Consider the following 13,077-nt stretch of genomic DNA (forward strand, 5'->3'; position numbering starts at 1 on the left):
GCGACAGGAGGCGGGGCTGCGGGCGTTCACGCGGCACGCACGTCACGCGGATTATCGGCTCTGGCTATCACCCTGACTCGAATTCCGGCCTTGTCGACGCCCTCGATCAACGGTGGAGTTGTCCCAGCGCAGCGCCAGGTCAACCAGATCCACAGCCGTGACGGAGGCTCACATGGCATCAGCCGAAATCGGGGCAACGGTGGTGTCACCACCCGTGCCCCATCGGGACCGCAAGGCCTGGGGCGTCGTCATCCTGCTCTTCGCCTTCTTCACCCTGAACTTCGCGGACAAGGCCGCGGTGGGGTTGGCGTCGCAGCAGATCCGCCACGACCTCGGGCTCAGCGCAGCCGACTTCGGGCTGGTCGGCAGCGCGTTCTTCTGGTTGTTCGCGGTCGGAGCCGTGGGCTTGTCGGCGGCCATGCGCTGGATCTCCGCGAAGTGGGCGGCGGCGATCCTGATGTTCACCTGGGTGGCGAGCATGCTCCCGCTCGCGGTGCCCACCACGTTCGGCGTGCTGCTGGTGTCGCGGATCGTGCTGGGCTTCTTCGAAGGCCCTGCGCACGCGCTGTGCCAGAGCGTGGTCGCCGACCGGTTCCCGAAGGAGAAGCGCGCCTTCGCCGGGTCGATCGTCAACGCCGGGTCCTCGGTCGGTCCGCTGATCTCCGCACCCGCCTTGACCTGGGTGATCGTCTCGCACTCCTGGCACGCCGCGTTCCTCGTGCTGATCGCGGTCGGCATCGTCTGGCTGGTCGTCTGGCTCTGCTACGTCGAGCGTCAGCCGCTGCGCAAACGCCCCGCGGCCGAGGAGGCCGAAGCCGACCCGAACGGCCACATCGACGTGCCGTTCCTGCGGTTGCTGCGGCTGCCGAGCTTCTGGGGGCTCAGCCTGATGTCGTTCGCGGGCTACCTCATCACCTCGCTGAAGGTCGCCTGGCTGCCCGCGTTCCTCGGCGAGGGACTCGGCTACTCGCCGACCACCGTGGGATGGCTGGTGACCCTGCCCTACGCGACCGCGATCGTGGTCCTCATCGCCAGCGGTTACCTCTCCGGCCGGCTCCTCGCGCGGGGCTGGAGCTCGCGAGCCGCTCGCGGGTACTTCAGCGGCGCGCTGATCATCTTCGCGGGCCTGAGCATGATCGCGTTCACCCTGGTCGGTCCGGGGAAGCTCCAGCTGGCGCTGGTGATCTGCACCTTCTCCATCAACAGCGTCGCGTTCTCGGTCGCCTTCGCGGGCGCGTCCGACTTCCTCCCGCAACGCCAGCGCGCCGCGTTCTTCGGCTGCGTGATCGGCTTCTACAGCCTCGCGGGGATCATCGCCCCCTACGCGCTGGGGCTCATCGTCCAAGCCGGACCGACGGCCTCCGCGGGCTACGCGAACGGGTTCCTCGTCGTCGGCATCGCCATCTGCGCGTGCGCCGCGGTCGGTGCGCGGCTGCTGAACCCGGAGGCCGCCCGCCAGGCGCTGGAGGCCGAGACCGCGATGAGGAGGGCGTCGTGACGCAGCTACCGCTGACCGGGATCCGGGTCGTCGACCTGGGCCAGTACATCGCCGCTCCCGGGGCCGGGCAGCAGCTGGCCGACCTGGGAGCCGAGGTGATCAAGGTGGAGAGCCTCACCGGCGACCAAGCGCGCTCCGTCGGTTCGTTCGGCGAGGCGATGCTGCACGCCAACAACCGCGGCAAGCGCAGCATCGCGGTCGACCTCCGCCGCCCGGAGGGTTTCCAGATCGTCGACGAGCTGTGCGCGGAGTCGGACGTGCTGCTGCACAACTTCCGGCACGGCTCGGCCGATCGCCTCGGCATCGGTCCGGAGCAGGCGCGCTCACGCCACCCGCACCTGGTCTACGGGTACGTCACCGGCTTCGGCACCCGCGGCCCCTCCGCGGGACGAGCGGGCCTGGACATCGCCGCGCAGGCCGAGTTCGGGGTCATGCACACCACCGGCGACGCCGACGGAGAACCGCAGCGCGTCGGCTTCACCATCGCCGACGTGCTCGCCGCCAACGCCCTCGCCACCGGGGTGCTCGCGGCCCTGGTCCGCCGCGGCCGCACCGGCGACGGCGCGCTCGTCGAGACGTCGCTGATGGAGGCGGTGGTGGCGGCTCAGGCGGCGCAATGGACGAACTACCGGCTGACCGGCGAAGCGCCCCGGCGGACCGGAAACGGCCAGCCCGCGGTCGCACCCGCCGCGGACCTCGTGCGGACCGTCGACGGCGCCGTCGTGGTGTCGGCCTACACCGAAGCCAAGTGGGCGGCGCTGTGCTCGGCGATCGGCAGGCCCGAACTCGCCGCCGACCCGCGCTTCGCGGACAACCGAGCGAGGGTCGCCCACCGCCCGGAGCTCAAGGAGGTCCTGGGCTCCGCTCTCGGCCACCTCACCCGCGCCGAGGTCATCGCGCTGCTGGCTTCGCGGGGGATCGTGTGCGGCTCGGTGCGCTCGTTCGACGAGCTGGTGAAGGACGCGGATCTCTCCGCGTCGGGCCTGGTCGTCGAGCTGGAGGAGCTGGGCATCGACGCCCCCGCCGCGCCCTTCCGGGTCGACGGGGCGGCTCGCGGCCGGACCTCGGCCGCGCCCCGGCTGGGCCAGCACACCCGCGACGTGCTGCGCGAACTCGGGCGCGGCGACGACGAGATCGACCGGCTCGCCGACGACGGCGTCGTCGGCGAGCCGCAACACCCACGAGGGATGGAGGCACGATGACCCGCGGCACGCCCGACTTCGACGCGTACCTGCGCACGATCGCCCAGTTCACCGACGACGAGCTGATCCCGGCCGAACCCGAGATGGTCGCCGCCGGGCAGGTCCCGGACGGGCTCGTGCAGCGCATGGCCGAGCTCGGGCTGTTCGGCATCTCGATCCCGCCCGCCTACGGCGGTCTCGGCTGGAGCATGGAGCAGCAGGTGCTGCTGACGTTGGAGTTCACCAGGGCCTCGTGCGTCTACCGCTCGCGCTTCTCGACCGTGATCGGGCTCTGCTCGCAGGCGATCCTCGACCACGGCACCGAGCAGCAACGCCGCGAGCTGCTGCCGGAGATGGCGAGCGGCCGGCGGGTCACGTCGTTCGCGCTGACCGAGCCGGAAGCCGGTTCGGACGCCACCAACGTGCGGACCACGGCCGAACGCGCCGGTGACGGGTGGGTCCTGGACGGTTCCAAGCGCTACATCACCAACGCGCACTGGGCCGACACGTTGCTGGTCTTCGCGCGCACCGCCGACGCCGAGGTGTCGGCCTTCCTCGTGGACCGGACCGCGCCGGCGTGTCGACCCGGGTGCCCGAGCTCATGAACGGCCACGCCGAAGGGCCGGTCGGCGAGATCGACCTGAACTCGGTGCCCGTCGCCGAGAACGGGCTGCTCGGCGGGGTGCCGGGCACCGGGCTCGCCGCCGCGATGCGCGGCATCAACCACGCCCGGCTGCACGTGGCGGCAACCTGCGTCGGCCAGGCGACCCGGATGCTGGAGGAGACCACGCGCCACGTCCTGAACAGGCACCAGTTCGGCGCGCCGCTCGCCGAGCTCGGGGTCGTGCAGGCCCAGCTGGGCCGGTGCTACTCGGAGATGGAGGCCGGGCGCGCGCTGGCCCTCGACGCAGCGCGCTCCTTCGACGCCGGAACCGTTCCCCGGCACCGGATTTCGGCTGCGAAGCTGTACTGCTCGGAGATGGTCGGCAGGGTCGCCGACCAGTGCGTGCAGCTGCTGGGCGGGGAGGGCATCGTCGGACCGCACCCGGTGCCCCGGATGTGGCGCGCGCGCACCCTGCGGATCTACGAGGGTGCTTCCGCCATCCACGAGCGCAACCTCGGCCGCGCGATGACCAGGTCCGTCGCGGCGGAAGGAGTGCTGCCGGACAGCTACCGCGTACGTTAGTGCTGGTCCGCGGGAGACCGGAGGAGGCACGATGGAGCTGCGCCAGATCGAGTACTTCCTGGCCGTGGTCGAGCACGAGGGGCTCAACCGCGCCGCCCAGCACCTCTACGTCTCCCAACCGGCGCTGTCCCAGGCGATCCAGGCGCTCGAACGCGAGCTCGGCGTGGAGCTGTTCCAGCGCGTCGCGCGCCGCAGCCTCGCCCTCACCCCGGCGGGGACGCTGCTTGTTCCCAAAGCGCGAGCGATCCTCGACGACGTCGTGGCCGCCCGCGACGCGCTGAGCTCGGCCCGGGACCTCGAAGCGGGTTCGGTGTCGATCGCCACGATGCCCGAGATGTCCAGCGACGCGGTCGCTTCCTGGATCACCTCGTTCCGGGCCCGGCACCCGGACGTGCGGCTGGACATCTCGGAGGTCGCCGGCGTGCGGGACCTGTGCGGCGAGGTGACCGCCGGGCACTACGAGCTCGGGTTCACCACCCGGCCGGTGCCCGCCAAGAGCCTCGAATTCGTCGAGCTCGGCGTGCAGCGGCTGCTGCTGGTGATGCCGCCGGGATCACCGGCACCGTCGACCGGCCGACTCCCGCTCGACGCCCTCCGGGAGCTGCCGCTGACGATCTGCTCGCTCGCGCAGCGCGAGAACGACCGCGTGGCCACGGCTCTGCGCGACGTCGGGGTGGAACCGCGCCTGCTCGCCAGCATGCCCAACCGCCACGCGCAGCTGACCCTCGTCCTCGGTGGCGGGGTGCACGCATTCCTGCCGCTGCGGATGGCCGTGCAGGCACGACGACTCGGTGCCGTCGTGATCGAAACCGAGCCGCTGGTATCGGTTTCCTTCGGCGTGACCCACCGGCGCGCGGCGTTGAGCCCGGCTGCCCGGGAGTTGATCCGGCACTGCAAGGCCACCCTCGACGCCTGGTACGCGGCCATCGCCGACGCCCGGACCGGAGGGGCGAGTCTGATCGACGCGGCCGACGCCGCCTACGACGACGTGCACCTCCCGATGAACCCGTGATCACCCGGCACGTCGTCGCAGGGAGGCCGCGAGCGACCTCGTCAGGGGCGCGGCCGGGTCGGTATCGCCGCGGCTTCCCCGCACCCACGTCGGCGGGCTCGCCGCCGCGGGCAGCGGTGGAGCGTCGTGCTCCCAGTCGAGGATCACGGTCCGCTCGGCGATGAGCCACCGGCCGGCGCGTCGTTCGAAGATGTCGAAGTAGCGAAGCCCTTGGAACACCGCACCGCCCTCGACAGGCTGCCGCCGGTACAGGCAGTAGGTCTCCACCTCCGCGCGCTCGCCGTCCAGCGCGATGGTGGGCGGGCTCATGAAGTGGAACGTGCTCTCCAGCGTGGCGCCGTAGGTCTCGAAGAACTCGAAGAGCTCGTCGACGGTTCCGCTGAATCGCCCGTGGTCGTCCGTGGCGTCGGGGTGGTAGCAGGTTCTGGCGAGTTCGCGGTCTCCCCGGTCGATCGCGTGGGCGTAGCGCGCGAGGACATCACCGATCTCGGCGCGCGCGAGCAGCTCGTCAACAGTGGGCACGTCGTCTCCTCGCAGCAGGACCTTCACACCGCCGTGTAGCCGCCGTCGATGACCAGCTCGGCTCCGGTGACGTACTTCGACTCGTCCGAGGCCAGGAACAGCACCCCGTGGGCGACGTCGGCCGGTTCGCCTCGGGCGCCCATCGGTATCGCGGCGAGCGTGCGCGCGTTGTACTCGCGCGCCGTCGGCGACTCGTCCTGGCGCACCGAGCCGGCCGAGCCCGTGTCGATCGAGCCGGGGTGGACCGAGTTCACCCGGATCGCGTGCTCGGCGTAGGTGGCCGCGTCGGCTTTCGTCATCAATCGCACGGCCCCTTTCGTCGCGTGGTAGAGCGGCAGCATCGCATTGCCGACCAGCCCGTACATCGAGGACATGTTGACGATGCTGCCGCCGCCTGCGGCGATCATCCGGGGCACCACGTGCTTGGTGCACAGCCAGGTTCCGCGCACGTTGACGGCGAAGAGCTCGTCGAACTCCGCGACCTCGACCTCGTGAGCCGGTCTTCGCGGTCCGCCGACGCCGGCGTTGTTGACCAGCACGTCGATCCCGCCGTGCTCCTCCGCGATGCGCTGCATCGCCGCGGCCACCGAGCGCTCGTCCCGGATGTCGACCTGCAGCAGCTCGGAACCCGGTGGGCGCACCAGGTCCAGTCCGATCGCCGCGCCGCCCTCACGGCGGATGGCTCGGCAGATCTCCGCACCGAGCCCACCGGCCGCACCCGTGACCACGCACGTCTTCCCGGCGAGGCGACCGCCGCCCGAGGTCATGTCGGGCGCCCCGAGATCGCGGACCTGCCGCCGTCGACGCGGATCGCTTGGCCGGTGACGTAGCCGGCCCCGGGTGAGGCCAGGAAGGACGCCACGGCGGCGACCTCCTCCGGCCGGCCCGTCCGCCCCAGCGGGATGGTGCGTTCCCACCGGGCTCTGGCCTCGTCGTCGCGCCACGCGTCGTCGTTGATGGCGGTGCGGATGAATCCCGGGTTGATCGCGTTCACCGTCACCCCTTCCGGTGCGAGTTCCGCGGCGAGCTGGCGGGTCAGCGCGACGATCCCGCCCTTGGAGGCCGTGTAGGCCGGGTAGGCGTAGCCGCGGTCGGCGGCACCGGAACCGATGTTGATCACGCGCTTGGCCCCGTCCCCGGCCGTGAGGTGCGGTATCGCGGCCTGCACGACGCGGAAGGTGCCGACGAGGTTGATGTCGAGCACCGACCGCCAGATCTCGGGAGTCGTGTCGCGCGCGTCGGCGCGCACCAGCACCCCGGCCGCGTTGACCACGACGTCGATGCGGGACCGCCATCCGGCGACCTCGCCGATGGCCGCTGCGACCTGCGCGTCCTCGCGCACGTCGCAGGGCACGGCCAGGCGGTCCCGGTCACCGCTCGCGGCGGCCAGTCCGGTCTCGTCGCGGTCGAGGGCGGCGACGTGGAGCCCGTCCCGGCGCAGCTGGTCGGCGATCGCCGCACCGATCCCCGACGCCGCCCCGGTGACGACCGCGACCCTCGGTGCCGGTCCGGTCATGACGCCGCCGCCGCGGCTCCGGTGCCGACCTCCGCCTCGTCGTCGGCGGCGCTCCTGTTGCGGATCCGGATGACCGCGATCGTCGAGACCAGCGAGATCAGGCTCATCGCCAGCAGGTACCAGCCCAGCGAGTTGATGCCGAACGTGGCCACGAGGCTGGCCGCCACCATCGGGGCGATCGCGCTGCCGCCGATCATGCCGATGGTGTAGCCGATCGACAGGCCCGAGTACCGCACGTTGACCGGGAACGCCTCCGCGTAGAACACCCCGGCCACGCCTTGGCCCGCGGCGTGCGGGATGCACATCAGCACGTAGCCGAGGAAGATCAGCCACACGTCCCCGCTGCTGACGAGCCAGATCCACGGGAAGGCCAGGATCGCCTTGCCGAACACCCCGGCCAGGATCATCCGGCCGCGGCCGACCCGGTCCGACAGCGTGCCGGAGGCGACCACGAACGCGCAGTCCAAGATCATCGCCACCAGGACGATCAGCAGGATGGTGCCGCGGCTGATGCCCAGCGAGGTCGTGGCGTAGGACAGTCCGAACACCGACATCAGGTAGAACACCACGCCGCCGCTGAGCGTGGTACCGGCCACCAGCAACGTCCGCACCGGGTAGGTGCGCAGGATCGTCAGCGCCGGAGCCCGGTCGGTGGCGCCGCGCTGCTTGATCTTCTCGAAGGTCGGGCTCTCGTCGATGGTCCGCCGCAGCACGTAACCCAGCACGATGAGGATCGCGCTGAGCAAGAACGGCACGCGCCAACCCCAGCTCAAGAACGCCTCCTGCGGCAACGCGTTGAGCGGCAGGAAGACCAGGGTGGCCAGCACCAGGCCGAGCGGACCGCCGATCTGCACGAAACTGCCGAAGTAGCCCTGCTTCTCAGGTCGGCTGTGCTCCATCGTCAGCAGCACCGCGCCGCCCAGCTCGCCGCCCATCGCGAACCCCTGCACGATCCGCAGCAGGATCAGCAGCACCGGGGCGGCCACGCCCAGGGTAGTGAAGCCCGGCAGGAGTCCGATGAGCAGCGTCGCGCCGCCCATGAGGGTCAGGGTCAGCACGAGCATCGGGCGCCGACCGATCTTGTCGCCGAGGTGACCGATCACCACGCCGCCGATGGGGCGGACGAGGAAGGCGACCGCGAAGGTCGACAGCGACACCAGCGTGCCCGCCAAGCCCTGCAGCGCGGGGAAGAACACCTTGTTGAACACCAGCGCCGCGGCGGTCGCGTAGATGAAGAAGTCGTAGTACTCGATGGTCGTTCCGATCACGCTCGCCGCAGCGGCGCGTCTGGACTGCAATGTGGCCATGATGTCTCTCTTCGTTGAGAGCGAGTGGTTTTCGATTCGCCGATGTTCCGGCGATCGCGAATGGCATCGAAATGCGGCCGCGTTCGGCCCGTGCCGCAATCGCGCAACAACGCGTGCGGCATTGGAGTGTTGAATTCCCGGAGGGTTCAGATCACGCGGTCGTGCCCGGTATATCCAGGTAGTCGCCGCGGTGGAACAGCAGCGGACGGCGCTCGCCGGTGCCGGCCAGGTCGTGCACCTCGCCGATGACGATGGTGTGATCGCCACCGTCGTACTCGTGCCGCAGCTCGCAGTCGATCCACGCGACCACCCCGTCCAGGACGGGTGCGCCCAGCGGGCTCGGCGACCACTCCACCCCGGCGAACTTGTCCGCGCCGGAGCGGGAGAACTGCTGGCTGAGCTCGCGCTGATCGGCCGCGAGGATGTTGACGCAGAAGGAACCGACGTCGCGGATGCGCGGCCAGGTCCGCGACGTCCGGGCGACCGCGAAGGTCACCAGCGGTGGCTCCAGCGACAGCGAGGCGAACGACTGGCAGGTCAGCCCGATCGGCCCGTCGGCGCCCACCGCCGAGACCACGACGACGCCGGAGCAGAAGGACCCCACCACCTCGCGCAAGCGCTGCGGGGAGATCGGACCGCGGAATTCACTCCTCGCCCTTTCGCTCGTTTCCATGTTTCACCACCTTTCGGGATGACGGAGGAATTCAGAGCAACGCCACCGCGTTGCCGGGTGAGCCCAGCCCGCCGACCAGCGCCAGGGGCACCGACACGAACAGGAACTCGGAGCGGCCGAGGTCCCGGAGCCGCACCGCGAGCTCGTCGAAGTCGAACAGCTCGCCGAGCGGGATGCCGAGCAGCCCGAGCAACCGGCGGTGCAGGCTGCCCACGGCCGGGTCACCGGGCGTCACCTCGACCGCCGGGTTGTCCGCGCCGATCGCTGCGATGTGCCAGTCCCACAGCAGTTCCGCCGTCGCCTCGTCGGCACCCAGCCCGGCCGAGTCCAGCCCGCTCTTGCGGGCCGAGATCTCCTCCCGCGCCGCGGGTTCCAGCGCCCGGTACGCCTCCAGCCAACCGGTTCGCACGCACAGCACGTCACCGGGGCGGATCGTGACGTCCTGCGCCCGCGCGACGGCGCGCAGGTCGTCGGCGGAGATGCTGCGCTCGGCGAGCGGGTCGTAGCCGCTGCCGCTGAGATGCGCGGCGACGTCGAGCAGAACTCCGCGCCCGATGATGCCGGCGCGGGCCCAGTGGTGGATGCTCAGCCGCGGGTTCCCGGTGGCCGGGTCGTCCACGACCCCGCCGTAGAAGCCGTGCTCGCGCACCCGGTGGTGCCGGAACCCGTCCCACTGGGTCGATCCCTGCGGGAAGAAGGAGTCCAGCCGGTCGTCCCACATGCTGCCGATCCGCTTGATCGTGTGCTGGAACGGTTCTCGCCGGAACAGCGGCGGATCCGGTTGGTCCAGCGGCAGGCTCAGCCCGATCCGTTCGCCGGTGCGCACCGATGCGGTGGCGGCGCGCACCGCCTCGGCGTCCAGCAGGTTGAGGGTGCCGAGCTCGTCATCGGGCCCGAACACGCCCCACGAGCAGTTCGCGCCGATGTCGTCCAGCCGCGGCAGCTCCGCGTACTCGGGCAGCGATGTCGCGTCGATGTCCACTGCTCACCTCTCCGGTTCGCGACTAGAGCTCGTGGTCGCCGGCGAGCAGGCGCCCGGCGATGGTGCGGCGCTGGATCTCCGAGGTCCCGTCGGGGATCCGCAGCGTGCGCGCGTGCCGCCACGCCTCCTGCAGCCGCAGCTCGTTGGTCAGGCCCATCGCGCCGTGCACCTGCATGGCCGAATCGCTGACCCGTCCCAGCATCTCGGTGCACAGGGCCTTGGTCATCGAGGTCTCCTTGACCGCCCGTTCGCGCTGCTCGACCAGCCACGCGGTGCGCGCCACCACCGATTTGGCGGCGTAGACGTCCATCGCCATCTCCGCCAGCTTGATCTGGATCGCCTGGTGATCACCGATGGCGGAGTCGAAGGTCTCGCGCTGCTGGGCGTAGTCCAGCGACATCTCCAGCGCCCAGCGGGCCAGGCCGACGCACATCGCCGACATCGACAGCCGGCCCTTGCTGATCCCCAGCAGCGCCAGCGCCAGCCCCTTGTGCAGGGTCCCGATGATGTGGTCGTCGGGAACCCGCAGGTCCTCGACGGTGACGATCCCGATGTGCGATCCGGCGTGGCCCAGGATCGGGATGACGCTGGTGCACTCGAAGCCCTCGGACCGGGTGTCGACGAAGAACGCGGTGATGCCGCCGCGCCGGTCCTTGTTCGCCTCGGGATCGGTGACGGCGAACAGGATGCAGTAGTCCGCGTAGGGCGCGTTGGTGATCCACTGCTTGGAGCCGTTGATGACCCACTCGTCACCGTCGCGGACCGCACGGGTGCGGATGCGCTGGACGTCGGAACCGGCGCCCGGTTCGGAGAGCCCGAAGCACAGCGTCTTCTCGCCCGAAGCGATGCCGTCCAGGTACCGCGCCCGCACGTCGGGCTTGAGCTCGCACAGGATCGGGCTCAGCCCGTTGGTGAACACCGACGGGATCACGTTCTCGTGGATCAGTGGCCGGGCGGGGCCGCAGATCCGGTTGAGCTCCTCCTGGATGTGCACCAGCGCGATCTCGCCGAGCCCGCCCCCGCCGAGCGCCTCATCGCCGAACATGGTGTAGAAACCGGCCTCTGCCGAGGCCATCCTGACCTGCTTCTTCAGGTCCTGAACGGCCGGCACTAGCAGTCCGTCGTCGTCGTAGCGCTTGCGCTCGTCGTCGAGCAGCGCGGCGTGCTCGCGTTCGATCGGTTCGACGTGGCGCTCGATGAAGCTGAGCACCGCCTCGGCCGTCTCCGCGGCCTCGTCCGGAACGGTGAATTCCATGCGCGTCAGGTCTTTCTGCTCCGGGGCGCTTCCCTGAGGTCGTTGGCCTCCGCCTTCTCGACGTCCAGCGTCAAGGCGCGCGCCCAAATGTTGGTGAGGGTCTGAACCACTTCTTCGATGTCGAGGTCTTCTCGCTCACCGATGACCAGGTTGATGTAGGCGAAGTTGTTGATCATCGACACGATCGCCTCCGCCGTGAGCTCGGCGGAGATGTCGGGGTCTGCCGCACCTTGCCGTTGCAGCCGTTCGATGCCGTGCTGCACGCGCCGCCGGAAGTCGCGCCGGATCTGCATGCGGTTCTCCCGCATGCGCTCGTCGAACGTGGCGACCTGCTCGACGATGCGGCTGAACCGCCGGGAGTGCTCCATCTCGGCGAAGTACTGCCGCAACGTGTACGCGAACCTGTCGGCGACCGTGCCGGTGAAGTCGTCCGGGACCGCCGTCAGGAGATAGCGATCGGCGATGACCGAGTCGACCAGGTTGTAGAAGACGTCTTCCTTGGACTGGAAGTAGATGTAGAAGGTGCCCTGCGCCAGCCCGGCCTCGTCGCAGATGTCACCGACGCGGGTGTCCAGGAAACCCCGGGTCTCGAACACCACCCGCGCAGCCGCGAGCAGTCGGTCGCGCGTGCGGCGACCTCGCGCGGTGCGCGGTTCCGGGCTCTGCTGCGAAACCTTCGGCGGACCCTTCCGCTGTTCCTCGCCGGAGCTGCCCTTCGCCATCGTGTCTCCCGTTCCTCGGACGTGCGGCGCACCGGCGTCTGCTCAGCTCGCCGCCGCGCTCACAGTTGCGGACGCACCTTCTCCGCGAACATTGTCATCGATCGCAGCACCCGGTCCTGCGGTTGACTGCCCGCGTCGAACCAGGCGACCAAGCCGCCCAGGCCGGTGTGGCTGTGGAAGGAGGCCAGCTCCTCGGCGACGTCGTCGGGCGAACCGAGCACGAGCGTCTTGCGCTCGATGTACTCGTCGTAGCTGAGCTCCTCGATGCCCAGCCCTACCTTCGCGCGATTGGTCAGGACCCCGACATACCACATGTAGCCCTCGCGGTACTCCTCCTTGGCCTGCTCCCGGCTCTCCGCGACGTGCACGGCCTTGAGCTGGGAGGCGCGGGCGATGTTCTCGTCGATCGCGTCGAAGGAGTGCCCGGCCGCGCGCGCTTCCTCCCGGTACACGCCGACCAGGTGCTTGACGTCGTCGCGAGTGGGTCGTTGACCGAGGACGAACGAGAAGCCCCGCCGGGCCGCCGACCGCAGCGACTCCTCGCTGGAGGAGACCATCACGAACACCGGTGGCGTCGGCTTCTGGACCACCTCGGGGAAGAGCTCGACCTCGTCGACCACCTCGCCCTCGGCGGGCACCTGGTAGTGCTCGCCCCGGTAGTTCACCTTCCCGTCGCGCCAGGCCTGCATGACGATGTCGAAGACCTCTTCGTAGCGGGCGTCGCGCTCGGCCTCGGGAATCCCGTAGGCCTGGAACTCCAAGCGGTCGTAGGCCTTTCCGATACCGAAGTTCAACCGCCCGTTGCTGAGCTGGTCGACGTAGGCGTAGTCCTCGGCCAGCCGCAGCGGGTGGTGCATCGGCAGCCGCGAGACCCCGGATCCGAGGCGGATCCGCTCGGTGGCCGCCGCGGCCGCGGCCAGCAGGATCTGCGCCGAGGCCACGATCCCGTACCGGCGGCCGTTGTGCTCGGCCACCCAGGCTTCCTCGAAGCCGAGGCGGTCGGCGTGCTTGATCTGCTCGACCGCCTTGTGCACGACCTCGTTGTGGGTGTTCCACGGGGGCACGTTCGAGAGGCTGAAGATCCCGTAATGCGGGGTGGCGACGTTGCTCATTGCTCTCCTCAAAGACCCATGACGGGGTGGTCCGGCAGCCCGCCTCGAACGCGGCGCCGCCGGGCGAAATCGCTGCTCAACCCGGGGTGAAGACGGGCTTGACTAAACATG

The 13,077-nt window shown here is 70.2% G+C and carries 14 protein-coding genes; 5 read left to right on the top strand and 9 right to left on the bottom strand.

Annotated features, from left to right (window positions below):
- Positions 1 to 172 precede the first annotated feature (172 nt).
- From REH65_RS03090 to REH65_RS03110, 5 genes are read left to right on the top strand one after another with little or no spacing between them, the layout of a single operon-like run.
- Positions 173 to 1,498, top strand: coding sequence for an MFS transporter (locus REH65_RS03090; RefSeq protein ID WP_406691174.1), 1,326 nt, complete (start codon positions 173 to 175; stop codon positions 1,496 to 1,498).
- Complete coding sequence (locus tag REH65_RS03095) at positions 1,495 to 2,700, top strand: CaiB/BaiF CoA transferase family protein (RefSeq protein ID WP_406691175.1); 1,206 nt, start codon at positions 1,495 to 1,497, stop codon at positions 2,698 to 2,700. The genes REH65_RS03090 and REH65_RS03095 overlap by 4 nt, the downstream gene beginning before the upstream one ends.
- Positions 2,697 to 3,284, top strand: coding sequence for an acyl-CoA dehydrogenase family protein (locus REH65_RS03100; protein WP_406691176.1), 588 nt, complete (start codon positions 2,697 to 2,699; stop codon positions 3,282 to 3,284). Before REH65_RS03095 ends, REH65_RS03100 begins: the two co-directional genes overlap by 4 nt.
- Entirely contained in the window at positions 3,257 to 3,865 is a 609-nt protein-coding gene (locus REH65_RS03105) for an acyl-CoA dehydrogenase family protein (protein WP_406691177.1), read from the top strand. Before REH65_RS03100 ends, REH65_RS03105 begins: the two co-directional genes overlap by 28 nt.
- Positions 3,866 to 3,896: 31 nt before the next feature.
- Entirely contained in the window at positions 3,897 to 4,877 is a 981-nt protein-coding gene (locus REH65_RS03110) for a LysR family transcriptional regulator (RefSeq protein WP_406691178.1), read from the top strand.
- Here REH65_RS03110 and REH65_RS03115 read toward each other — a convergent pair whose 3' ends face one another.
- The 9 genes from REH65_RS03115 to REH65_RS03155 all read right to left on the bottom strand — a co-directional run bounded on the left by REH65_RS03115 (position 4,878) and on the right by REH65_RS03155 (position 12,966).
- Positions 4,878 to 5,399, bottom strand: coding sequence for a nuclear transport factor 2 family protein (locus REH65_RS03115; protein WP_406691179.1), 522 nt, complete (start codon positions 5,397 to 5,399; stop codon positions 4,878 to 4,880).
- 23 nt (positions 5,400 to 5,422) lie between these two features.
- Positions 5,423 to 6,166: an SDR family NAD(P)-dependent oxidoreductase gene (locus REH65_RS03120; protein ID WP_406691180.1), complete on the bottom strand. Its 744-nt coding sequence runs from the start codon at positions 6,164 to 6,166 to the stop codon at positions 5,423 to 5,425.
- Positions 6,163 to 6,915, bottom strand: coding sequence for an SDR family NAD(P)-dependent oxidoreductase (locus REH65_RS03125; RefSeq protein ID WP_406691181.1), 753 nt, complete (start codon positions 6,913 to 6,915; stop codon positions 6,163 to 6,165). Before REH65_RS03125 ends, REH65_RS03120 begins: the two co-directional genes overlap by 4 nt.
- Positions 6,912 to 8,222, bottom strand: a complete 1,311-nt coding sequence (locus REH65_RS03130) for an MFS transporter (RefSeq protein ID WP_406691182.1) — start codon at positions 8,220 to 8,222, stop codon at positions 6,912 to 6,914. The genes REH65_RS03125 and REH65_RS03130 overlap by 4 nt, the downstream gene beginning before the upstream one ends.
- A 151-nt stretch (positions 8,223 to 8,373) precedes the next feature.
- Positions 8,374 to 8,895, bottom strand: coding sequence for a flavin reductase family protein (locus tag REH65_RS03135; RefSeq protein WP_406691183.1), 522 nt, complete (start codon positions 8,893 to 8,895; stop codon positions 8,374 to 8,376).
- Between the two features lie 31 nt (positions 8,896 to 8,926).
- Positions 8,927 to 9,877, bottom strand: a complete 951-nt coding sequence (locus REH65_RS03140) for a cyclase family protein (RefSeq protein ID WP_406691184.1) — start codon at positions 9,875 to 9,877, stop codon at positions 8,927 to 8,929.
- Between the two features lie 22 nt (positions 9,878 to 9,899).
- Positions 9,900 to 11,132 (bottom strand): acyl-CoA dehydrogenase family protein, encoded by a 1,233-nt coding sequence (locus REH65_RS03145; protein WP_406691185.1) that lies wholly within the window; start codon positions 11,130 to 11,132, stop codon positions 9,900 to 9,902.
- A gap of 5 nt (positions 11,133 to 11,137) precedes the next feature.
- Entirely contained in the window at positions 11,138 to 11,854 is a 717-nt protein-coding gene (locus REH65_RS03150) for a TetR/AcrR family transcriptional regulator (RefSeq protein WP_406691186.1), read from the bottom strand.
- A 59-nt stretch (positions 11,855 to 11,913) separates the two neighbouring features.
- Positions 11,914 to 12,966 (bottom strand): LLM class flavin-dependent oxidoreductase, encoded by a 1,053-nt coding sequence (locus REH65_RS03155; protein ID WP_281454597.1) that lies wholly within the window; start codon positions 12,964 to 12,966, stop codon positions 11,914 to 11,916.
- Positions 12,967 to 13,077: the final 111 nt, after the last annotated feature.

This window comes from Saccharopolyspora sp. ID03-671 (assembly GCF_045278815.1).
In the GTDB taxonomy this organism is placed as follows: domain Bacteria; phylum Actinomycetota; class Actinomycetes; order Mycobacteriales; family Pseudonocardiaceae; genus Saccharopolyspora; species Saccharopolyspora ipomoeae.